This is a genomic window from Xenorhabdus sp. PB30.3, from assembly GCF_963895965.1.
In the GTDB taxonomy this organism is placed as follows: Bacteria; Pseudomonadota; Gammaproteobacteria; order Enterobacterales; family Enterobacteriaceae; genus Xenorhabdus; species Xenorhabdus stockiae.
Genome location: NZ_CAWQMW010000169.1, coordinates 1 through 23,533, shown reverse-complemented (window position 1 = coordinate 23,533; position 23,533 = coordinate 1). Strand labels below are relative to the sequence as shown.

Sequence of the window (23,533 nt, the reverse complement as noted above, 5' to 3'; positions counted from 1 at the left end):
GTTATATACTTTATATTCAAATGATTGCAGGTTTTTTTGTTCTACTTTATTTCTGCTTATTATTACTTTTTATACTATTTTGATCTGAGTATATTTTTATTATTGATAGATTACGATTGATTAACAATTGTGCAATAATGAGATATGGATTGCATAAATTAATTTAAGTGATAATTATTTGTCCTAAAAAATTTTTTTCAGGTTAGTCTTGAACTCATTCATAAATAATTCAGTCTTATCATGGTGTTAGCTGATAATAATATTGCCAAATCTAAAAAATCCTTCTTTTTCTCTCTTAAATCTTTCTGTAAATCTAGCTAAAGCACACTGGCTCTGGCTTGACAAGGTTTTCATACCATCCGTAAACTCTTAATTGTGGTGATTTGTGGGATAATGTGGAGATTTCGGCCATCAAGGGGTAACCTGAGTATGTTTCGTGGAGCAACGCTGGTTAATCTCGATACTAAAGGGCGACTTACTGTACCCGCCCGATATAGGGAAACGCTGAATACGGAATCAAAAGGTCAAATGGTTTGTACTATTGATCTTCACCAGCCGTGTCTGTTGCTTTATACATTACCCGAATGGGAAATCATCGAAGAAAAATTATCTCGCTTATCCAGCATGAACCCAGCCGAACGTCGTGTTCAACGTTTGTTATTAGGACACGCTAGTGAATGCCAAATGGACAGTGCAGGACGTCTTTTGTTAGCCCATACACTGCGTCAGCATGCAGGGCTAACAAAAGAGGTCATGCTGGTTGGGCAATTTAATAAATTTGAATTGTGGGATGAGCAGGTCTGGTATCAGCAAGTACAAAGTGACATCGCTGCTGAACAATCTACACAAGAACCTTTATCAGCAAGGCTACAGGATTTATCACTATAAACATGGCAAATAGTCATTTCAAGCATACCAGTGTATTACTGGATGAAGCTGTCAATGGACTGAATATCCGGGAAGATGGAATTTATATTGATGGAACATTCGGGCGAGGGGGGCACTCTCGCCTGATTTTATCAAAATTAGGGCCGAATGGTCGTTTGATGGCAATTGATCGCGATCCGCAGGCCATTGAAGCATCAAAGGCGATTACTGACCCGCGTTTTTCCATTACACATGGGCCATTTTCAGATTTGGCGACCTATGTAAAAGATGCAGGTCTGGCTGGAAAGATTGATGGTGTACTGTTGGATTTAGGGGTGTCTTCACCGCAGCTGGATGATCCTGAACGTGGTTTCTCATTTATGCGTGACGGGCCACTGGATATGCGGATGGATACAACCCGAGGGCAATCAGCCTCAGAGTGGCTGATGAAGGCTGAAGCAGATGATATCGCGTGGGTACTGAAAACGTTTGGTGAAGAGCGTTTTGCCAAACGTATTGCAAGAGCCATTGTTGCTCGCAATCAGGAAGAACCGATTACGCGAACCAGAGAATTGGCAGAGTTAATTGCGAAGGCAAGTCCAATTAAGGAGAAGCATAAGCATCCTGCGACACGCAGTTTTCAGGCTATCAGAATCTACATTAACAGTGAACTGGAAGAAATAGAACGTGCATTGGACGGTGCATTGCAAGTTTTAGCACCACAAGGGCGATTATCAGTCATCAGTTTCCACTCGTTGGAAGATCGCATAGTGAAACGCTTTATCCAGCAACATAGTCAGGGGCCTAAGGTGCCGGCAGGTCTGCCGCTTACCGAAGTACAATTGAGGGCATTGGGAGGACGTAGTCTGAAATCAATTGGCAGGTTAAAACCCTCAGAGGATGAAGTGGCAACCAATCCGAGAGCAAGAAGTTCGGTATTGCGATTTGCTGAAAAGGCGGGTGATGAGAAGGCAGGTGAATAGTGGCAGGTGAGCGTCATGGATTAGTGGGGGTTATTGGCAGGGATTTGTTCCGTAATGCCAAAATCCCACTGATTTTACTGGTGGCTGTTGTGGTTTCAGCCATCAGTGTAGTGACGGTCACCCATCAGACCCGCTTATTGACTGCGGAGAAAGAACGTCAGGCAATTCAGATTGATGCTCAGGATATTGAATGGCGTAACTTGCTCCTTGAAGAAAATGCATTGGGTGACCACAGTCGGATCGAATCTATAGCGACTGAAAAATTTCACATGCAACATGTCGATCCAGCACAAGAAAATATTGTGATCACTCAATAAAGTCCAGTTGACAACTAAAAGGTAGGCGATGAAAGCTGCACGCTCTTTAAAGTTGAAAAAACAAGAAGATAAAGCCAGTTTTGTTAAGTGGCGTTTTGTCTTGCTCTGCGGGGGCATTTCGCTTGCTTTAATCGGGCTTTTGATTCGAGTGGCTTATTTGCAGATTATCAACCCTGACCGTTTGGTGAAAGAGGGGGATTCCCGCTCTTTGCGTGTCCAGTCCATTCCTACCTCTCGTGGCATGATTAACGACCGCAATGGGCGTCCGCTGGCTGTCAGCGTACCGGTAGATGCCGTCTGGGCGGATCCGAAAGAAGTCTTTGAAAAAGGTGGGATTACGGATGATACCCGCTGGCAGGCACTGGCTGATGCACTTTCTATTCCCCTAGACCAACTCACCAGTAAAATTAATGAATATCCCAAAGGTCGATTCGTCTATCTTGCCCGTCAGGTTAATACCTCAATTGGCGATTATGTCGGAAAACTGAAACTCCCCGGTATCTATCTGCGTCAGGAGTCCCGCCGTTATTATCCGGCTGGTCAGGTGACGGCACACATTATCGGTGTGACCAATATTGATGGTAATGGTATTGAAGGGGTGGAAAAGAGTTTCGACAGCTGGCTGACGGGTAAACCGGGCAGCCGGACTGTCCGTAAGGATCGTAATGGTCGGGTTATTGAGGATATTTCATCTGTAGACAGTAGGGCTGCCCATGACTTGGCGCTCAGTATTGATGAACGCCTACAGACATTGGTCTATCGGGAATTAACCAAAGCCGTCGTACTTAACAAGGCTGAATCCGGTACTGCCGTATTGGTAGACGTTAATACCGGTGAAGTTCTGGCAATGGCAAACAGCCCGTCCTATAACCCGAATAATCTGGCTGGCACTCCCAAAGATGCGATGCGTAACCGGGCTATTACTGACATGTTTGAACCCGGCTCCACGATAAAACCGCTGGTCGTGATGAGCGCGCTGAATAATGGGATTGTCAAAGAAAATACCGTATTGGATACCAGACCCTACCGGTTGATGTATGGTTCGAGAGGCCATGAAATTAAAGACGTTGCCCCTCGCTCTGAATTAACCATCACGGGGATCTTACAGAAGTCGAGTAACGTTGGTGTTTCTAAACTGGCGTTAGCGATGCCTGCCTCAGAGCTGGTAGATGTGTATTACCGCTTTGGGATGGGAAAACCGACCGATTTGGGGTTGGTCGGAGAAAAGAGTGGCGTATTTCCAAAAAATAGACAAAGGTGGTCAGATCTTGAGAGGGCCACCTTCTCCTTCGGCTACGGGCTGATGGTAACACCGTTACAGTTAGCGCGAGCCTATGCAACGATAGGCAGTCTGGGTGTTTATCGCCCATTATCGATTACCAAAGTTGACCCACCTGTTCCGGGAACCCGGGTATTTCCTGAGCATATTATGCGCACTGTGGTACACATGATGGAAAGCGTGGCACTGCCCGGTGGTGGTGGGGTACGTGCGGCGATAAAAGGCTATCGTATTGCGATTAAAACCGGTACGGCTAAAAAAGTCGGGCCGGACGGTAAATATGTAAATAAATATATTTCCTATACCGCAGGTATTGCGCCTGCGAGTAATCCACGTTTTGCACTGGTTGTGATTATCGATGATCCACAGGCAGGAAAATATTATGGCGGTGCAGTTTCAGCGCCTATCTTCGGTGCCATCATGAGTGGTGTTCTCCGTACGATGAACGTTGAGCCTGATGCCTTGCCTGCGGACGATAAAAAAGAGTTTGTAGTTGATAACTAATTAATAACTAATCTGTGATGAATAAATAAAAAGAGGATAAAAGTGGAAGATCGTAATTTACGCGATTTGTTGGCTCTCTGGGGGATTAATGCCCCTGAGCTTCCGCTACGAGAAATGACATTGGACAGCCGCAAAGCGGCTGCCGGAGATCTGTTTGTTGCGGTTAAAGGGCATCAGACAGATGGTCGAAAATACATTCCTCAAGCCATCGCTCAGGGGGTCGCTGCGGTGATCGCTGAAGCGGAGGGAAAAGCGGATAACGGCACCATTCAGGAAATGCATGGTGTTCCGGTTATCTATTTTGATGATTTAAATAATAAACTGTCGAAATTGGCAGGTGAATTTTATCAGCACCCGGGTAACAAATTAAAGCTGGTTGGCGTCACAGGAACCAACGGTAAAACAACAACAACACAATTGTTGGCACAGTGGAGTCAGGGGCTGGGAGAAACCAGTGCCGTGATGGGAACGGTGGGAAATGGTCTGCTGGGCATGACTGTTCCAACTGAAAACACGACAGGTTCAGCCGTTGACATTCAGCTTGATTTACAGCAACTCGTCAATCAGAAAGCAACGTTTGCGGCAATGGAAGTTTCATCACATGGCTTAATACAAAGCCGCGTAGCATCGTTACCGTATCAGGCTGCTGTTTTTACTAATTTGAGCCGTGATCACCTTGATTATCATGGCGATATGGAAAGTTACGAAGAAGCCAAATGGCTGCTGTTCAGCACACATAACGTTAAACAAAAAATTATTAATGCTGATGATGACATCGGTCTGAAATGGTTATCCCGCTTACCTGATGCTGTGTTATCTGAAACCGTCGCCGTTACGATGGAAAATCGCCTGCCGGAAAACTGGCAGGGGCAGTGGTTATCGGCAACAGACATTCATTACCACGATAAAGGCGCGTCTATTACCTTCACATCCAGCTGGGGAAGCGGAACTCTCGAAAGTCCTCTGATGGGTGCCTTTAATGTCAGCAACCTGTTATTAGCTCTTGCAACGCTATTATCACTGGAATATCCGTTAGAAAAATTGCTGGCAACTGTATCTTGTCTGATCCCGGTTTGTGGGCGAATGGAAGTATTTGCAGCCTCAGGCCGTCCTACGGTAGTCGTCGATTATGCTCACACACCGGATGCACTGGAAAAAGCCCTGGCAGCGGCAAGACTGCACTGCAAAGGGCAGCTCTGGTGTGTATTCGGTTGTGGAGGCGATCGCGATAAAGGCAAACGCCCATTAATGGGCGGTGTAGCTGAGCAAGAGGCAGATCGGGTAGTTGTTACTGATGACAACCCACGTAGCGAAGAGCCTCAGTCTATTGTTGCGGATATTCTGACAGGCTTCATCGATCCGGGCCGTGCGATGGTTATTCATGGGCGTGTTGAAGCTGTAACCAGTGCCATTATGCAGGCGGCAGAAGACGATGTTGTACTGGTAGCAGGCAAAGGCCATGAAGACTATCAATTGGTAGGGAACCGCCGTCTGGATTATTCAGATCGTCTGACAGTTGCGCGTCTGTTGGGGGTGATAGCATGATCCCATTGACTCTACAACAGCTGGCACAAGTGACCGAAGGAACGTTACATCACGTTTCCGGGCAGCAGGCGGCCATTATCCGCATTGAGGCGGTGACTACTGATAGCCGCAAAATCACACGTGGTGATCTGTTCATTGCTTTAAAAGGGGAAAACTTTGATGCCCATAACTTCGCGGCTGATGTAGCGAAGCAAGGCGCCGCTGTTTTGTTGGTCGAGCGACCTCTTGAAGTTGATTGCCCTCAGGTGGTTGTAGAAGACACCCGTTTGGCGATGGGCAAACTGGCAGGCTGGGTTCGCGGGCAAAGCAATGCACGAATTGTTGCATTGACGGGTTCTTCCGGCAAAACCTCTGTGAAAGAGATGACCGCTGCGATTTTACGTCAATGCGGTAATACGCTTTATACCGCAGGCAACTTTAATAACGATATCGGTGTACCGTTAACCCTGTTCCGCCTTACGCCGGAACACCAGTTTGCGGTTATTGAGCTGGGTGCTAACCATATTGGTGAAATTGCTTATACCACTGAGATGGTTCGGCCTGAAAGTGCGCTGGTTAATAACCTGTTTTCTGCCCATCTGGAAGGATTTGGTTCGCTGGCGGGAGTGGCCAAAGCAAAAGGTGAAATTTTTGCAGGGCTTTCGTCCACAGGAACCGCCATTATCAATCTGGATAGCAATGACTGGCGTAACTGGCAGCAGAGCATCAGTGATCAGCAGACGGTATGGCGTTTTTCCATTACACCTGCGGCAGACGCCGATTTTTATGTGACAGATATTCAGGAGCAGCCGCTGGAAACGCGTTTCTGCCTGCATACACCAATCGGCAATTGTGAAATCGCGTTGCCGCTGCCCGGAAAACACAATATAGCCAATGTATTAGCTGCCAGTGCGCTGGCGATTTCCGTCGGAGCATCCCTTGATGATATCCGTACGGGTTTATTAGGGCTGAAAGCCGTGCCGGGGCGGTTATTCCCGGTTCCTCTGGCCACAGGAAAAGTGGTTCTGGATGACACTTATAACGCCAATCCCGGTTCCATGATTGCCGCCGCACAGGTATTAGCCCAGATGCCCGGCTATCGCGTGATGGTTGTCAGCGATATGGGTGAATTGGGTGATCAGGCAATTGAGTGCCACCGTCAGGTTGGTGAAGCTGTTGCATCGACAGACATTGAACAATTGCTTAGCGTCGGGCCTTTAAGTGCCCATATTAGTGATGCAAGTGGTCGGGGGCAGCATTTTTCCAGCAAGGCCGAGTTAGTTGCAGCACTGCTTCCTGTATTGAAGCAACACGAAACGATTTCTGTATTAATTAAAGGTTCACGCAGCGCCAAAATGGAAGAGGTAGTGGACTCACTGAAGGAGAACTTCCAATGTTAGTTTGGCTGGCTGAGTATCTGGTTAAGTATCATACAGGATTTAATGTCTTTTCCTATTTGACGTTCAGAGCGATTGTCGGCTTGCTGACTGCGTTGTCTATTGCATTGTGGATGGGGCCAACTCTGATTGCTTATCTGCAAAAGTTACAGATTGGTCAGGTTGTACGTAACGATGGGCCGGAATCCCATTTCAGCAAGCGTGGAACACCGACGATGGGTGGGTTGCTGATCCTGTTTTCGATTACTATTTCTGTCCTGTTATGGGCGCGTCTGGATAACCCTTATGTCTGGTGTGTACTGGCTGTATTGCTGGGTTACGGCATCGTCGGGTTCGTTGATGATTACCGGAAGGTTGTCCGTAAAGACACTAAAGGGCTGATTGCCCGCTGGAAATATTTCTGGCAGTCCGTACTGGCTCTTGGTGTGGCATTTGCGATGTACAGCATTGGTAAAGACACACCGGCAACACAATTAGTTGTGCCGTTTTTCAAAGATGTGATGCCGCAGCTTGGCCTGCTGTATATCTTGCTGACTTACTTCGTGATTGTCGGAACCAGTAATGCCGTTAACCTGACCGATGGGCTGGATGGTCTGGCAATTATGCCGACCGTGCTGGTGGCAGCCGGTTTTGCATTAGTGGCATGGGCAACAGGTAACGTCAATTTTGCCAATTATCTGCATATTCCTTATCTGAGCCATGCCGGTGAATTAGTGATTGTCTGCACCGCAATTGTCGGGGCAGGGCTGGGTTTCCTGTGGTTCAACACCTACCCGGCACAGGTTTTCATGGGCGATGTTGGTTCACTGGCTCTGGGCGGAGCACTGGGAACGATTGCGGTGTTACTGCGTCAGGAGTTTCTTCTGGTCATTATGGGGGGAGTGTTTGTTGTGGAAACACTGTCCGTTATTTTGCAGGTCGGCTCGTTCAAGTTACGCGGTCAGCGTATTTTCCGTATGGCGCCTATTCACCATCACTATGAGCTGAAAGGCTGGCCGGAGCCACGCGTTATTGTACGTTTCTGGATTATTTCCCTGATGCTGGTACTGATTGGTCTGGCAACATTGAAGGTACGCTAATCATGACTGAACGGATCATGACAAAATACGAAGGTAAAAAAGTCGTTATTGTTGGGCTGGGATTAACCGGCCTTTCCTGCGTTGACTTTTTCATGGCGCGTGGAGTGATTCCTCGTGTGATGGATACCCGTATCGTACCGCCGGGAAGTGACAAGCTGCCTGATAATGTTGAATGCCACACCGGCAGCTTCAACAAACAATGGCTGATGGAAGCTGACTTAATCGTCTCCAGCCCGGGTATTGCGCTGGCAACACCTGAACTACAGGCCGCGGCTGATGCTGGCATTGAAATAGTCGGAGATATTGAACTGTTCTGCCGTGAAGCAACAGCGCCGATTGTGGCGATTACGGGCTCAAATGGCAAAAGTACAGTAACCACTCTGGTGGGGGAAATGGCGAAAGCCGCCGGATGGCAGGTTGGAGTTGGAGGGAATATCGGTGTCCCGGCTCTGGAGTTACTGAAGCAACCGTGTCAGCTATATGTCTTGGAACTTTCCAGTTTTCAGCTTGAGACAACTTACAGCTTGCGGGCAGCTGCTGCGACCGTGCTGAATGTCACGGAAGACCATATGGTTCGCTACCCTGAAGGGCTGGCTCAATATCGCGCAGCCAAGCTGCGCATCTATGATCAGGCCAAAGTGTGCGTAGTGAATGAGCAGGATGATTTGACCCTGCCGGTAGCAGGTAAAGACAGCCGTTGTATCAGTTTTGGTGTCGGAAGTGGTGATTACCGGCTTGACAGTGAGCAGCAACAATTAGTTGCCAATCAACAGCCCGTTCTGTCTACACGCGAGATGTGTCTGACAGGTCAGCATAACTACACTAACGGGCTTGCTGCGCTGGCTCTGGCCGATGCGGTTAATATCCCCCGTGCAGCAAGTCTGCTGGCTCTGCGTACTTATCAGGGGCTGGCTCACCGTTTTCAGGTAGTTCATATGAGAAACGGTATTCGCTGGGTCAACGATTCCAAAGCAACAAATGTCGGCAGCACTCAGGCAGCATTGAGTGGCCTGATGCTGGAGGGCATGCTTTACCTGTTAGTCGGTGGCGACGGGAAAGAGGCTGATTTCACCCCTCTTCGGTCTTATTTATCCGGAAATAACATTCGTCTTTATTGTTTTGGTCGTGATGGAAATCAACTGGCGCAGCTGCGTCCTGAAATTTCCACACTGACGGATACGATGGAACAGGCCATGAGGGAAATTACCCCCAAATTGGTTAGCGGAGACATGGTGTTATTGTCACCAGCTTGTGCGAGCTTTGATCAGTTTAGTGGTTTTGAACAGCGGGGTTATGAGTTCTCCCGTTTGGCGGAGGAGTTGGGTTAATGATCATTCCGGGCCTCGGTAAATTTAAAAATTGGCTGGCGGGTAATGTGGAGACAGATCCCACAGATATCGTCATGTATGATCGTACCCTGGTCTGGATGGTACTTGGGTTAGCGGCGATTGGTTTTGTGATGGTGACATCGGCTTCAATGCCAGTCGGTCAGCGTCTTGCTCAGGATCCATTTATCTTTTCGAATCGCGATGCAACTTATCTGGGGCTGTCCTTTGGCCTGTCGCTGATTACGCTGCGCATTCCGATGGCGTTCTGGCAGCGTTACAGCATTGTTATGTTATTAATGACGATCATGATGCTGGTTGTCGTGCTGTTTGTGGGTAGCTCGGTGAATGGTGCATCTCGTTGGGTAGCCATTGGCCCTTTACGTATTCAGCCGGCGGAATTGTCGAAGTTGTCACTCTTTTGTTACCTCTCCAGTTATCTGGTGAGAAAAGTCGAAGAGGTGAGAAACAACTTCTGGGGGTTCTGTAAGCCGATGGGCGTCATGATTGCGCTGGCTGTCCTGCTGCTGGCCCAACCCGATTTGGGAACCGTGGTTGTACTGTTTGTAACAACTTTAGCCCTGTTATTTTTGGCGGGGGCAAAACTGTGGCAGTTTCTTGCCATCATTGGCTGTGGGATCTTTGCGGTAATCGTTTTGATTATTGCGGAGCCATACCGTGTGCGCAGGGTAACTTCTTTCCTGAATCCGTGGGATGACCCTTTCGGTAGTGGCTATCAGCTTACACAATCCCTGATGGCATTTGGTCGCGGAGACTTTTTCGGGCAAGGGCTTGGGAATTCAGTTCAGAAACTGGAATATCTGCCGGAAGCACACACTGACTTTATTTTCTCCATATTAGGGGAAGAATTAGGTTATTTAGGTGTGGTTTTGGTGTTGGCAATGGTATTCTTCGTCGCTTTCCGCGCAATGATGATTGGCCGCCGCGCGTTGCAGCTCGATCAGCGATTTGCAGGTTTTCTGGCCTGTGCCATTGGTCTCTGGTTCAGCTTTCAGGCATTCATTAATGTGGGTGCAGCTTCAGGGATGTTACCGACGAAAGGGCTGACATTGCCTCTTGTCAGTTATGGTGGCTCGAGTCTGATCGTGATGTCAACGGCCATCGTTTTATTATTGCGAATTGATTATGAAGTGCGTCTGGCAAAAGCGCAGGCGTTCGTAAGGAGCCCTAAATGAGTGGCAAAAACCGGCGGTTGATGGTAATGGCGGGCGGAACTGGAGGCCATGTGTTTCCGGGGCTGGCGGTTGCCCATTATTTGAAAGAACAGGGCTGGGAGATTCGCTGGTTGGGAACAGCTGATCGCATGGAGGCTGATTTAGTTCCGAAACATGGCATAGAGATCGAGTTTATTCAGATTTCAGGGTTGCGGGGCAAAGGGATAAAAGCGTTACTTGCGGCACCTATCAGAATTTTTAAGGCAATCCGGCAGGCAAAAGCGATTATCCGGCGTTATCAGCCGGATGTAGTGCTGGGAATGGGAGGATATGTCTCAGGGCCGGGCGGTATTGCTGCATGGTTGTGTGGTGTTCCGGTTGTTCTCCATGAGCAGAACGGTATCGCAGGATTAACTAACCGCTGGCTGGCTAAAATTGCAAAAACAGTTTTGCAGGCTTTTCCGGGTGCATTTCCTGATGCTCCGGTGGTCGGTAATCCGGTTCGTAAAGATGTGTTGGCATTACCTGCACCAGCACAGCGCCTTGCAGACAGACAAGGGCCTGTGCGCGTTCTTATTGTTGGTGGCAGTCAGGGGGCAAGAATTCTGAACCAGACAATGCCAGAAGCCGCTTCCCTTCTGGGAGACAGTATCTCTGTATGGCATCAGGCGGGCAAAGGTGCACAGGCAGAAACACAGAAAAAATATGCCGACTTAGCTGTCACTGATTTCAGGGTGACTGAGTTTATTGATGATATGGCGCAGGCTTACGCGTGGGCTGATATTGTCATTTGTCGTTCCGGTGCATTGACCGTCAGTGAGATTTCAGCGGCAGGTTTACCTGCGATTTTTGTACCGTTTCAGCATAAAGATTGCCAGCAATACTGGAATGCGTTGCCGCTGGAACAGGCAGGAGCAGCAAAAATACTTGAACAGCCGCAATTTACGGCGGATGCCGTCGTGGAATTGCTGAAACAGTGGCAGCGTCCGCAATTGCAGGAAATGGCAGAAAAAGCTCATTCTGTTGCCATTATCGATGCAACTGAACGAGTAGCTGCGGCATTGACTGATGCTGCTAAAAAATAGAATTTAGGCCGTTTTGTGGGTTTTTAATATACCGGCAGAGCGGAGAAGTAAACATAACTAGTGAAGATTAAAACGTGAATATACAACAGTTGGCGAAATTAAGAGCTTCAGTGCCTGAAATGAGAAAAGTCAGGCATATCCACTTTGTTGGCATTGGTGGTGCTGGCATGGGTGGGATCGCCGAGGTGTTGGCCAATGAAGGTTATCAGATAAGTGGTTCTGATCTCGCTCCCAATGCTGTTACGCAGCAACTGATTGAACTGGGAGCAACTATTTATTTTAATCACCGCGCGGAGAATGTACGCAATGCCAGTGTGGTCGTTGCATCAACAGCAATTCCTGCCGATAACCCAGAAATTATTGCGGCCCGTGAAGCCCGTATTCCGGTTATCCGTCGTGCAGAGATGCTGGCCGAGCTGATGCGTTACCGACATGGCATCGCTGTTGCGGGAACTCATGGCAAAACGACGACGACAGCAATGATTGCAGGTATTTATGCTCAGGCTGGTCTTGATCCTACCTTTGTCAATGGCGGATTAGTCAAAGCTGCGGGTACTCATGCTCGTCTTGGTACCAGCCGTTATCTGATCGCTGAAGCGGATGAAAGCGATGCGTCTTTCCTGCACTTGCAACCCATGATGGCGGTGGTAACCAATATTGAACCCGATCATATGGATACCTATCAGGGAGACTTTGAAAACCTGAAGCAGACTTTTGTCAACTTCCTGTATAATTTGCCATTTTATGGTCGGGCCGTGATGTGCATTGATGATCCGGTTGTGAAGGAGTTAATTCCGCGTATCGGTCGTTATGTGACGACTTATGGCTTCAGCCAAGAGGCTGACGTTCGCATTACCCATTATGAACAGAAGGGTGCACAGGGTTTCTTTACCATCAGCCGTGAAGATTTACCTGAACTTCATGTTGTCCTGAATGCGCCGGGAAAACATAACGCACTGAATGCAACAGCCGCTGTGGCTGTCGCGACTGAAGAAGGCATTGATGATGCCGCGATTCTGGCATCACTGGCTGAATTTCAGGGAACCGGACGCCGTTTTGACTTCCTGGGGGATTTTTCTCTCAGGAATATTAACAACAAAGAAGGCAATGTCATGTTGGTTGATGATTATGGTCATCACCCGACTGAAGTTGATGCCACAGTTAAGGCTGCGCGCGCCGGCTGGCCAGATAAACGTATCGTTATGGTATTCCAGCCTCACCGTTATACCAGAACGCGTGATTTGTACGATGACTTTGCCAATGTATTGAATCAGGTGGATGTTCTGTTAATGCTGGATGTTTATTCTGCCGGGGAAACTCCGATACCGGGTGCGGACAGCCGTTCCTTATGTCGTACTATTCGCAGTCGAGGGAAGTTAGACCCGATACTGGTGTCAGAACCGGAGCAAATTTCGGTCATGCTGTCACAAATAATGGAAAACAACGACTTAGTATTAGTACAGGGTGCCGGTAATATCGGTAAAATAGCGCGCAATTTGGCTGAAACAAAATTACAGCCGTCTTTTAATGAAGGGGAGCATCATGGCTGATAAAGTCGCTGTCTTGTTGGGAGGGACTTCTGCTGAACGTGAAGTTTCACTGCAATCCGGGCAGGCTGTTGTAGCCGGGTTGAAGGAAGCAGGTATTAATGCACATTCAGTCGATACAAAATACTTTGATGTGACTAAACTCAAGGAAGAAGGGTTCAGCAAAGTCTTTATCGCCCTGCATGGACGCGGTGGTGAAGATGGTACAGTACAGGGTGTACTGGAATTTTTGCAGCTCCCTTATACCGGCAGCGGCGTAATGGCATCCGCTTTATCGATGGATAAATTGCGCACAAAGCAGTTATGGCAAGGGGCAAAACTGCCTGTTTCTCCCTATGTTGTGATTAATTCTCATCAATTTGAACAACTTAATGATTTTCAAATCAAAGAATATGTTCAAGAATTAGGGCTGCCATTAATGGTTAAGCCAAATCTGGAAGGTTCCAGTGTTGGCATGACCAAAGTGAATGACTACTCCGATTTGCGTGGAGCACTGGAGCTGGCATTCCAATATGACCAAATTATCTTGGTTGAGAAATGGATGTTCGGCCCGGAATATACAGTGGCATTTCTTGGTGATGAAGTTCTTCCCTCCATTCGTATTCAGGCACCGGAAGTATTTTATGACTATGATGCGAAATATATCTCAAACGAAACTAAATATTTCTGCCCTAGTGGTTTAAGTGCAGAAAAAGAGCAAGAGTTGGCGGATCTCGCATTAAGAGCCTACAAGATAGTGGGATGCAGTGGCTGGGGAAGGGTTGATATCATGGATGATGGAAATGGCAATTTCTATCTACTGGAAGTGAACACTTCTCCGGGCATGACAAGTCATAGTCTGGTGCCTCAGGCTGCGCGTCAGACGGGATTAAGTTTTTCACAATTAGTAGCGAGAATTCTGGAGCTGGCTGATTGATATGTCACAGGCAGCCCGGAATACGCGGGAAATTGAAGTTCGGAGTTCCCGCCCCAGTAATGGTTATTATCTGGCAGGGTTCCTCTTCTTTCTGATGGTGGTTGGTACCGTCATATGGGGGAGCTGGGTAACCTTAGAGTGGATGAAGGATTCAAACCGGCTGCCACTCTCAAAACTGGTGTTGACAGGCCAGCGGCATTACACCACGGATGATGATGTCAGGCAGGCAATCCTGTCACTGGGCACGCCAGAGACATTTATGACACAGGATGTCAATGTCATTCAGGGCCAGATAGAGCGGCTGCCATGGATCCGTCAGGTCACTGTACGTAAACAATGGCCTGATGAACTGAAAATTCATCTGGTAGAATACGTCCCTTATGTGCGTTGGAATGATACGCACATGCTGGATAAAGAAGGAAGAGTATTCAGTTTGCCTATTGAACGGAGCGCCGGAGGGCATTATTCCATGCTCTATGGCCCGGAAGGCAAAGAAAAAGTCGTATTGGCAGAATATCGCACAATGGCTGAACAGCTTGCTGCACATAAAATGAAATTGAAAGCAGTGATCATGACGGCTCGTAATTCCTGGCAACTGGTACTGGATAATGACGTCCGGCTGGAATTGGGTAATAAAGATCAAGAAGGGCGCATTCAGCGTTTTATTGAACTTTACCCTGTGTTGCAGAAAAACACACAAAAACGTGTGGCTTATGTGGACTTACGTTATGACAGTGGTGCTGCGGTTGGCTGGGCTCCTTTATTAACTGACGCACCGGCTTTAATGAACGGGCAAGAAAATAAATAGTGACTGGCAATAATACAGAGACAGGCAGAACAACGATGATCAAATCAACGGACAGAAAATTGGTAGTTGGCCTTGAAATCGGGACAGCAAATGTATCTGCCCTGGTTGGTGAAATTCTGCCCGATGGTATGGTTAATATTATCGGAGTGGGAAATTGCCCATCCCGCGGCATGGATAAAGGCGGCGTCAACGATCTTGAATCAGTCGTTAAATGCGTCCAGCGTGCGATTGATCAGGCTGAGTTAATGGCAGATTGCCAAATATCTTCAGTTTATCTGGCGCTGTCTGGCAAACATATTAGTTGCCAGAACGAAATTGGTATGGTGCCAATTTCAGAAGAAGAAGTAACACAGGATGATGTGGACAGTGTTGTCCATACAGCCAAATCGGTTCGTGTTCGCGATGAACACCGTATTTTGCATGTGATCCCACAGGAATACGCTATCGATTATCAGGAAGGTATCAAAAACCCAGTCGGGCTTTCCGGTGTGCGTATGCAGGCGAAAGTGCATTTGATTACCTGCCATAACGACATGGCGAAAAATATTGTAAAAGCTGTTGAGCGTTGTGGGCTGAAAGTTGACCAGCTTATTTTTGCAGGATTGGCGGCAAGTTATGCTGTTTTGACAGAAGATGAGCGTGAATTAGGGGTATGTGTCGTTGATATCGGCGGCGGAACGATGGATATCGCGGTATATACTGGCGGTGCATTGCGTCATACCAAAGTGATCCCATATGCAGGAAATGTTGTTACCAGTGATATTGCCTATGCATTTGGTACACCGCCGAGTGACGCTGAAACCATCAAGGTACGCCACGGTTGCGCACTGGGTTCGATAGTCAGCAAGGATGAAAGCGTTGAAGTTCCGAGTGTGGGAGGACGCCCTCCCCGCAGTTTGCAACGCCAGACTCTGGCTGAGGTTATTGAGCCACGTTATACCGAACTGCTGAATTTAGTCAATGATGAAATTTTACGATTGCAGGAGCAATTGCGTCAGCAGGGGGTAAAACATCATCTGGCCGCAGGGATCGTTTTAACAGGTGGGGGTGCTCAGATAGATGGGTTGGCTGAGTGTGCCCAAAGAGTATTTCATACTCAGGTACGTATTGGACGTCCCCTGAACATTACCGGCCTGACAGATTACGTGCAGGAGCCTTGCTACTCAACAGCAGTCGGGCTTCTGCATTATGGCAAAGAATCCCACCTTGGCGGCGATTCTGATGCTGATAAAAGAACTTCAGTAAGCGGCTGGTTTAAAAAAGTCAGTAGCTGGCTGAGAAAAGAATTTTGATTTTTTATACAGAGGCCGTGAAAATGATGTCGGCCTCGACATAAAGGCACAAAACGGAGAGAAATTATGTTTGAACCACTGGAATTAACCAATGACGCGGTGATTAAAGTCATCGGCGTCGGCGGTGGCGGCGGTAATGCTGTTGAACATATGGTGCGTGAGCGTATTGAAGGTGTCGATTTCTTTGCGGTTAACACTGATGCTCAGGCATTGCGTAAAACAGCTGTCGGTCAGACCATCCAGATTGGCAACGGCATTACAAAAGGATTGGGCGCTGGTGCAAACCCTGAGGTCGGACGTACAGCGGCGGAAGAAGACCGCGAATCACTGCGTACGGCACTGGAAGGGGCCGATATGGTATTTATCGCTGCCGGTATGGGTGGCGGTACAGGAACCGGTGCTGCTCCCGTTGTGGCTGAGATTGCCAAAGAGCTTGGAATTCTGACCGTTGCTGTTGTCACCAAGCCATTTAATTTTGAAGGCAAAAAACGTATGGCCTTCGCGGAGCAGGGGATCACTGAGCTGTCCAAACATGTGGACTCACTGATCACTATTCCAAATGACAAATTGCTGAAAGTGCTGGGTCGTGGCATCTCTCTGTTGGATGCATTTGGTGCAGCCAATGACGTGCTGAAAGGTGCGGTTCAGGGTATCGCTGAACTGATCACTCGTCCCGGCTTGATGAATGTTGACTTCGCTGACGTTCGTACTGTGATGTCCGAAATGGGTTATGCCATGATGGGCTCTGGTATTGCGCAGGGCGAAGACCGTGCGGAAGAGGCGGCTGAAATGGCGATTTCCAGCCCATTGCTGGAAGATATCGATCTGTCCGGAGCGCGTGGTGTACTGGTCAACATTACAGCGGGCTTTGATCTGCGTCTGGATGAATTTGAAACAGTGGGTAATACCATCCGTGCATTTGCTTCAGACAACGCAACGGTGGTTATCGGTACATCACTGGATCCGGATATGAATGATGAGCTGCGTGTCACTGTGGTAGCCACGGGTATTGGGATGGATAAACGTCCTGAAATTACGCTGGTGACCAATAACAAGGCATCGCAGCCAAATACATTGGATCGCCGCTATCAGCAAATGCCTGGTGGAATTTCATCATTACCTGATGAAAATAAACCAGCAGCAAAAGTGGTCAATGACCAAAATGCACAGACAAGTAAAGAACCTGATTATCTAGATATTCCGGCATTTTTGCGCAAGCAGGCTGACTGATAGCTAAAAAATTGGTTTCTCCGCTTTTTGTGTTAAAATATTCTGCCAATCATATTTTATAGTGATTGGCAGGATTAGTAATATTGCGAGAGATAAACGATGATCAAACAAAGGACATTAAAACGTATTGTTCAGGCGACAGGTGTCGGTTTACATACCGGTAAAAAAGTCACATTAACAATGCGTCCCGCGCCGGCTAACACCGGGGTCATCTATCGTCGTACTGACTTGAATCCTCCGGTAGATTTCCCGGCTGATGCCAAATCCGTGCGTGATACTATGCTCTGCACTTGTCTGGTAAATGAACAAAATGTGCGAATCTCAACTGTTGAGCATCTGAATGCGGCACTGGCAGGTTTGGGTATCGATAATATTGTTATTGATGTTGACGCGCCAGAAATTCCGATTATGGATGGTAGCGCCAGCCCGTTTGTCTTCCTGTTATTGGATGCAGGCATTGAAGAGCTGAACGTTGCGAAAAAATTCGTGCGTATGAAAGATACAGTTCGCGTGGAAGAGGGTGATAAATGGGCTGAACTGGCACCATATCACGGTTTTAGTCTGGATTTCACCATTGACTTTAAACATCCGGCGATTGATTCCAGCACTCAGCGTTATAGTCTGGATTTTTCAGCAGATTCTTTTGTTCGCCAGATTAGTCGTGCGCGTACTTTTGGATTTATGCGTGACATTGAGTACCTGCAATCTCAGGGTCTGTGCTTAGGCGGCAGCTTTGATTGTGCGATCGTGGTAGATGATTACCGCGTACTCAATGAAGATGGCCTGCGCTTTGAAGATGAGTTTGTCCGACATAAAATGTTGGATGCCATCGGTGACCTGTTTATGTGTGGTTATAACATTATTGGCGCATTTACTGCGTTTAAATCAGGTCATGCTTTGAATAATAAACTGTTACAGGCAGTTTTGGCGCAGGAAAGTGCTTGGGAGTTTGTCACATTTGAAGATGAAGCTGAAATGCCACTGGCTTTCCGCGCACCATCAACAGTGTTGGCATATTAATACAGTCGATTATTAAGACAGTAGATTATTAATACAGCTGTTATTGATAATCTATGTATTGAGAATATTCTTATGATTCATCAGTGGGTTATGTTATCTATTACGCTCCTCTCGCTGATGTTTTTTATTCAGCGCTAACGTTTCATCTTGGCTGTACTGGTACTCTCTCCGGCCAGCGCAGCCAATCGCTCCAACCTTCTTTTCAATTTTTCCGGGCTACGTTCGGCCAATGCTATTAATGTTTCTGCACTTTCATGGCTTAATTGGCGAGTTGGCAAGCTCTGGCTATCATTATTAAGTTTTCTTTCTGATATTTTTTCGACACTCTGTTCATTATTATGACTTTTAACCATTAATGATGGGTTAATCCTGATGTCGATAGAAGATAAAGATGGTAGAATTTCACTTCTTAATGCGGAGAGTAAAACGGGAATTTCATAGTAAAGTCTGGTTTTCCAGCTGGCATTACCTGTTTCCAGTACCAGAATATGTTTACGATAATTTGCGATCCGGCACCAAGGGCGTACTTGTCCCGGAAGCAGGCTAAGAACAGCCCGGTTGAGTTTCAGTAATGCAATGGCATGTCGTTGAATAGCCTGAAGCGGGCTTTTTCCGGCAGCTGCCGCATTTTCTGGCTGACTTTCAAACAATAACAAGTCCAGTGATTGTGGGCGGCTATCTCGCATAATAAAGGCGGTTCCAGTATTTATTAATGAAGGTTTCATGAGTATTCTAAATCTTTGGCGACAATTTGGCAGGCGTTATTTTTGGCCTCACCTTTTACTGAGCATGGTTGCTACAGGAATTGGTGTGCCTCCCGTTCTGGCCGGAGCCGCAGAAAGCCTGCCACATACAAATACCTCATCTGCCCAGAGAAACCAAAATCGGGCACTTTCATCATTTGAACATCTGTTTCAGTTACAAAACGCTCAGCGCCAGCCCTCTAATTACTTAAATTATTGGCAACAACACGCTGTTCGTAATGTTATTCGGCAACTTTCTTTTGCTTTTTCTATTTCTGAGCCTGTCAGATATGAAGAAGCAAAAGAAAGTATCCGAGTTGCAGTACCTTTTATGCAACAGATCATGCTGGATACACTACATGCCATGCTAATACAGGCGCCGACCCGATTTGAATCTGAGGTTGGTGCTGAGACTGTGGCAGCAATTTCTCCGGATGTCCATACACCGGCACTTTGGGTTGCTCAAATTCAGGGAATTCGTGCCGGGCCTGCGGTTGACCATCAATCTTTATTGTAATGTGTCTGTCTGATTTCTGATAATAAGACAGTAACTAAATTCGAGTCATATATCCCAATCGACTGCAAGTTGCCTGGCTGCAATTTGAATAATAATGGGTATAAAAGACACAATTGATTGGCTGTAATTGTGGCCTCATTTGAGATGTATTAACTATGTTGATTAAATTACTTACTAAGATTTTTGGTAGCCGTAACGATCGTACCCTGCGTCGTTTGCGTAAATCGGTTGATGTGATTAACCGTATGGAACCTGATTTTGAAAAGCTGTCTGATGAAGAGCTAAAAGCCAAAACAGAGCAATTCCGTGCCCGCCTTAAAGAGGGCGAATCACTGGAAAAAATTCTGCCAGAAGCCTTTGCTACAGTACGTGAAGCCAGTAAACGTGTGTTTGGTATGCGTCACTTCGATGTGCAGTTACTGGGTGGGATGGTACTTAATGAGCGTTGTATTGCAGAAATGCGTACAGGTGAAGGTAAAACTCTGACTGCAACATTGCCAGCCTATTTGAACGCACTGAGTGGACGCGGTGTTCATGTTGTTACTGTGAATGACTATCTGGCACAGCGTGATGCTGAAAACAATCGCCCGTTGTTTGAATTTTTGGGACTGAGCGTTGGTATCAACTTACCAAACATGCCAGCTCCAGCAAAACGTGCTGCTTACGCCGCAGATATTACTTATGGTACCAATAACGAATATGGTTTCGATTACCTGCGTGACAACATGGCATTCAGCCCGGAAGAGCGGGTACAACGCAAACTGCATTACGCTCTGGTGGACGAAGTTGACTCCATTCTGATCGATGAAGCTCGTACTCCACTGATTATTTCTGGTCCGGCAGAAGACAGCTCTGAGCTTTATATCAAAGTAGATAAACTGATCCCTCAATTAATCCGACAGGAACAAGAAGATTCAGACACTTTTCAGGGCGAAGGGCATTTCTCCGTTGATGAAAAAACACGTCAGGTTAACCTGACCGAACGTGGTCTGGTGCTGATTGAAGAGTTGCTGGTGAATGCTAAAGTGATGGATGAAGGTGAATCGCTTTATTCTCCATCCAATATTATGCTGATGCACCATGTAACCGCAGCATTGCGGGCACATGTCTTGTTTACCCGTGATGTTGACTATATCGTTAAAGATGGTGAAGTCATCATTGTTGATGAACACACCGGGCGTACCATGCAGGGGCGTCGCTGGTCTGATGGTTTGCATCAGGCTGTAGAAGCCAAAGAGCATGTTGAGATCCAGAACGAAAACCAGACACTGGCTTCTATCACATTCCAGAACTACTTCCGCCTGTATGAAAAACTGGCAGGTATGACAGGTACGGCTGACACTGAAGCCTTTGAATTCAGTTCTATTTATAAACTGGATACCATTGTTGTTCCAACTAACCGTCCGATGATCCGTCAGGATTTACCTGATCTGGTTTACATGACGGAAGCGGAAAAAATTGATGCGATCATTGAAGATATTAAAGAGCGCGTTAATAACAACCAGCCAGTATTAGTGGGAACTATCTCGATTGAAAAATCAGAAGTGATTTCAAATGCACTGACCGAAGCGGATATTGTGCATAATGTTCTGAATGCGAAATTCCACGCAATGGAAGCCGACATCATTGCACAGGCAGGTCAGGCTGGTACTGTTACCATAGCAACCAACATGGCTGGACGTGGTACGGATATCGTACTGGGGGGAAGCTGGCAGGCAGAAATTGCTAAGCTGGAAGAGCCGACAGAAGAGCAAATCGAACAAATTAAAGCGGCATGGCAGGAACGTCATGATGCAGTACTGGCAGCAGGTGGTTTACATATTATTGGTACAGAGCGTCACGAATCACGCCGTATCGATAACCAGCTGCGTGGTCGTGCTGGTCGTCAGGGGGATGCGGGTTCTTCACGCTTCTACCTCTCAATGGAAGATTCCCTAATGCGTATTTTTGCTTCAGAGCGTGTAACAGGAATGATGCGCAAATTGGGGATGCAGCCGGGTGAAGCGATTGAACACCCATGGGTCACTAAAGCTATTGCCAATGCACAGCGTAAAGTTGAAAGCCGCAACTTCGATATCCGTAAACAATTGCTGGAATATGATGATGTTGCCAATGATCAGCGCCGTGCGATTTATGCACAACGTAATGACCTGCTTGATGTGAGCGATGTCAGCGAAACCATCTCCAGCATCCGTGAAGATGTTTTCAAAGTAACCATTGATGCTTATATCCCGCCACAATCTCTGGAAGAAATGTGGGATATTCCGGGCTTGGAAGAGCGTTTGGTCAATGATTTTGATCTGTCTTTGCCAATTAAAGAGTGGCTGGATAAAGAGCCAGAACTCCATGAAGAAACATTGCGAGAGCGTATTCTTGAAAAGGCGATAGAAGTTTATAAACAGAAAGAAGAAATCGTCGGTGAAGAAATGATGCGTAACTTTGAAAAAGGCATCATGCTGCAAACGCTGGATACACTGTGGAAGGAGCATCTGGCGGCAATGGATTATCTGCGTCAGGGCATTCACCTGCGTGGTTATGCGCAGAAAGATCCGAAGCAGGAATATAAGCGTGAATCTTTCGCTATGTTTGCCAACATGCTGGAATCACTGAAATATGAAGTTATCAGCACCTTGGGCAAAGTTCAGGTCAGAATGCCGGAAGAAGTGGAAGCTCTTGAACAGCAGCGCCGTGCAGAAGCGGAGCGTCTGGCAAGCCAACAGCACTTAAGCCATGAAGTTGAGCAAGGGGCTTTGATGTCAGAAGCCGAAGCGCAAATGGCAAGCGGTTCCCGTAAAGTTGGGCGTAACGATCCTTGCCCATGTGGCTCAGGCAAAAAATATAAGCATTGCCACGGTCGTTTATAATTAAAGTCAGCGATAAACAGCCAGAGATAATTTATCTCTGGCTGTCAGCAGTCTGAAGCGGTGCCATTGTCGCCGCTTCAATCAGGACAGAACTTATTATTTCTTATCGGCTGCGATACGATTACGAACGTGTTCAGCACGTTCCTTTGACGGTGGGTGTGAATCAAACATACTGGTTTCAGCACTGCCCAGCTTAGCCAGTTTTTCAAAGCTGGTTGCTAAGCCTTCAGTTTTGATATTGCGTTTTTTCAGCAGTTCATAAGAGAAGTCATCAGCCTGACTTTCCTGATGTTGTGAAAACTGCGAGTTGAGCAGCTTTTGCCCCAGATCTGCAAGTTGAGAATCGCTCAACTGTGCTGCGACACCACCGGCTGATGCTGCTGCGGTACGCGCAGCAACGGCTGCATAGGCAACCTGCATTGCTTTACGCGAGTGGCCCAATGCAACGTGCCCCATTTCATGACCCAGAACACCTTCGACTTCATTATCGTTCATCATATTCATCAGGCCACTGTATACGCGTACACAACCATTAGCCATTGCCCATGCGTTAACATCATCAGTCAGATAAACCTTGTAGTTAACAGGAGTACCATTAATTTCGTGTCCTAATGCTTTGGCAATTTTGTTCAGACGCTTAGTGTATTGGCTGGATGCGGGGGCAATTTTATTCTGTGCATCCATATCTCTACATGATTGGTCAGAGAGTTGTTTGACATCAGAATCATTTAGCGTTGCGGCTTTGAATAATTGCATCCCAGAGCTGGCCAGCATTCCATGATCAAGATTCTGACAACCCGCCAGCATTACAGCTGAAACCGCTACCGCAACAAGAGCTTTCATTTTCATAACGTTGTTTTTTCCTTTGTAATACACGTAGCCCTAATATTTTAGGGTATAAAAAGATGATGCATTTTGCTAAAAATAGTAATACGAATAAACTCTAATAATAACCTGAATTCTGGATAAGAAATTGACGAGAGGCCTGTTCCAGGAGCAAAGTTTTGGTGAAAGCCTAAAACGACTCCGGGGAGGAACAGGCCATGGACAAGTTAGTTGAA

At 47.1% G+C, this 23,533-nt stretch carries 20 protein-coding genes; 18 read left to right on the top strand and 2 right to left on the bottom strand.

What is annotated here, in order from left to right; all coding sequences use genetic code 11:
* Positions 1-429: 429 nt before the first annotated feature.
* The 16 genes from mraZ to lpxC all read left to right on the top strand — a co-directional run bounded on the left by mraZ (position 430) and on the right by lpxC (position 18,348).
* Positions 430-888 (top strand): division/cell wall cluster transcriptional repressor MraZ, encoded by a 459-nt coding sequence (gene mraZ, locus AACX38_RS17575; RefSeq protein WP_086955542.1) that lies wholly within the window; start codon positions 430-432, stop codon positions 886-888.
* Positions 889-890: 2 nt separating this feature from the next.
* Complete coding sequence (gene rsmH, locus AACX38_RS17570) at positions 891-1,850, top strand: 16S rRNA (cytosine(1402)-N(4))-methyltransferase RsmH (protein WP_228865055.1); 960 nt, start codon at positions 891-893, stop codon at positions 1,848-1,850.
* Positions 1,847-2,167: a cell division protein FtsL gene (gene ftsL / locus AACX38_RS17565; protein WP_099109915.1), complete on the top strand. Its 321-nt coding sequence runs from the start codon at positions 1,847-1,849 to the stop codon at positions 2,165-2,167. The genes rsmH and ftsL overlap by 4 nt, the downstream gene beginning before the upstream one ends.
* A 28-nt stretch (positions 2,168-2,195) precedes the next feature.
* On the top strand, positions 2,196-3,950 hold the full coding sequence (locus AACX38_RS17560) for a peptidoglycan glycosyltransferase FtsI (RefSeq protein WP_099122650.1): 1,755 nt from the start codon (positions 2,196-2,198) through the stop codon (positions 3,948-3,950).
* 42 nt (positions 3,951-3,992) lie between these two features.
* Entirely contained in the window at positions 3,993-5,495 is a 1,503-nt protein-coding gene (gene murE, locus AACX38_RS17555) for a UDP-N-acetylmuramoyl-L-alanyl-D-glutamate--2,6-diaminopimelate ligase (RefSeq protein ID WP_099122651.1), read from the top strand.
* On the top strand, positions 5,492-6,874 hold the full coding sequence (gene murF / locus AACX38_RS17550; RefSeq protein WP_228865054.1) for a UDP-N-acetylmuramoyl-tripeptide--D-alanyl-D-alanine ligase: 1,383 nt from the start codon (positions 5,492-5,494) through the stop codon (positions 6,872-6,874). Before murE ends, murF begins: the two co-directional genes overlap by 4 nt.
* Positions 6,868-7,950: a phospho-N-acetylmuramoyl-pentapeptide-transferase gene (mraY, locus tag AACX38_RS17545; protein WP_099122653.1), complete on the top strand. Its 1,083-nt coding sequence runs from the start codon at positions 6,868-6,870 to the stop codon at positions 7,948-7,950. Before murF ends, mraY begins: the two co-directional genes overlap by 7 nt.
* Before the next feature lie 17 nt (positions 7,951-7,967).
* The gene (murD, locus tag AACX38_RS17540) at positions 7,968-9,278 is read left to right on the top strand and encodes a UDP-N-acetylmuramoyl-L-alanine--D-glutamate ligase (RefSeq protein ID WP_228865056.1); all 1,311 of its coding nucleotides are present in this window, start codon (positions 7,968-7,970) and stop codon (positions 9,276-9,278) included.
* Positions 9,278-10,471, top strand: coding sequence for a cell division protein FtsW (ftsW, locus tag AACX38_RS17535; protein WP_099122654.1), 1,194 nt, complete (start codon positions 9,278-9,280; stop codon positions 10,469-10,471). Before murD ends, ftsW begins: the two co-directional genes overlap by 1 nt.
* On the top strand, positions 10,468-11,535 hold the full coding sequence (gene murG, locus AACX38_RS17530; protein WP_228865053.1) for an undecaprenyldiphospho-muramoylpentapeptide beta-N-acetylglucosaminyltransferase: 1,068 nt from the start codon (positions 10,468-10,470) through the stop codon (positions 11,533-11,535). Before ftsW ends, murG begins: the two co-directional genes overlap by 4 nt.
* A gap of 74 nt (positions 11,536-11,609) precedes the next feature.
* Positions 11,610-13,085, top strand: a complete 1,476-nt coding sequence (gene murC, locus AACX38_RS17525; RefSeq protein ID WP_228865052.1) for a UDP-N-acetylmuramate--L-alanine ligase — start codon at positions 11,610-11,612, stop codon at positions 13,083-13,085.
* Entirely contained in the window at positions 13,078-13,998 is a 921-nt protein-coding gene (locus AACX38_RS17520; RefSeq protein ID WP_099122657.1) for a D-alanine--D-alanine ligase, read from the top strand. The genes murC and AACX38_RS17520 overlap by 8 nt, the downstream gene beginning before the upstream one ends.
* A 1-nt stretch (position 13,999) precedes the next feature.
* Positions 14,000-14,806, top strand: a complete 807-nt coding sequence (gene ftsQ, locus AACX38_RS17515) for a cell division protein FtsQ (RefSeq protein WP_099122658.1) — start codon at positions 14,000-14,002, stop codon at positions 14,804-14,806.
* Positions 14,807-14,841: 35 nt separating this feature from the next.
* The gene (gene ftsA / locus AACX38_RS17510; protein ID WP_086955564.1) at positions 14,842-16,098 is read left to right on the top strand and encodes a cell division protein FtsA; all 1,257 of its coding nucleotides are present in this window, start codon (positions 14,842-14,844) and stop codon (positions 16,096-16,098) included.
* Between the two features lie 66 nt (positions 16,099-16,164).
* Positions 16,165-17,328 (top strand): cell division protein FtsZ, encoded by a 1,164-nt coding sequence (gene ftsZ, locus AACX38_RS17505; protein WP_099109905.1) that lies wholly within the window; start codon positions 16,165-16,167, stop codon positions 17,326-17,328.
* Between the two features lie 99 nt (positions 17,329-17,427).
* Positions 17,428-18,348, top strand: a complete 921-nt coding sequence (gene lpxC, locus AACX38_RS17500; protein ID WP_099109904.1) for a UDP-3-O-acyl-N-acetylglucosamine deacetylase — start codon at positions 17,428-17,430, stop codon at positions 18,346-18,348.
* Between the two features lie 134 nt (positions 18,349-18,482).
* On the opposite strand, the gene AACX38_RS17495 is transcribed toward lpxC, so the two are convergent.
* Positions 18,483-19,034 (bottom strand): DUF721 domain-containing protein, encoded by a 552-nt coding sequence (locus AACX38_RS17495; protein ID WP_228865051.1) that lies wholly within the window; start codon positions 19,032-19,034, stop codon positions 18,483-18,485.
* Between the two features lie 37 nt (positions 19,035-19,071).
* Between AACX38_RS17495 and secM the strand changes: the two genes are divergently transcribed.
* Entirely contained in the window at positions 19,072-19,608 is a 537-nt protein-coding gene (gene secM / locus AACX38_RS17490; RefSeq protein ID WP_228865050.1) for a secA translation cis-regulator SecM, read from the top strand.
* Between the two features lie 155 nt (positions 19,609-19,763).
* Positions 19,764-22,472 (top strand): preprotein translocase subunit SecA, encoded by a 2,709-nt coding sequence (secA, locus tag AACX38_RS17485; protein ID WP_228865049.1) that lies wholly within the window; start codon positions 19,764-19,766, stop codon positions 22,470-22,472.
* 96 nt (positions 22,473-22,568) lie between these two features.
* On the opposite strand, the gene AACX38_RS17480 is transcribed toward secA, so the two are convergent.
* Positions 22,569-23,321, bottom strand: coding sequence for a M48 family metalloprotease (locus AACX38_RS17480; RefSeq protein WP_228865048.1), 753 nt, complete (start codon positions 23,319-23,321; stop codon positions 22,569-22,571).
* Between the last annotated feature and the right edge of the window lie 212 nt (positions 23,322-23,533).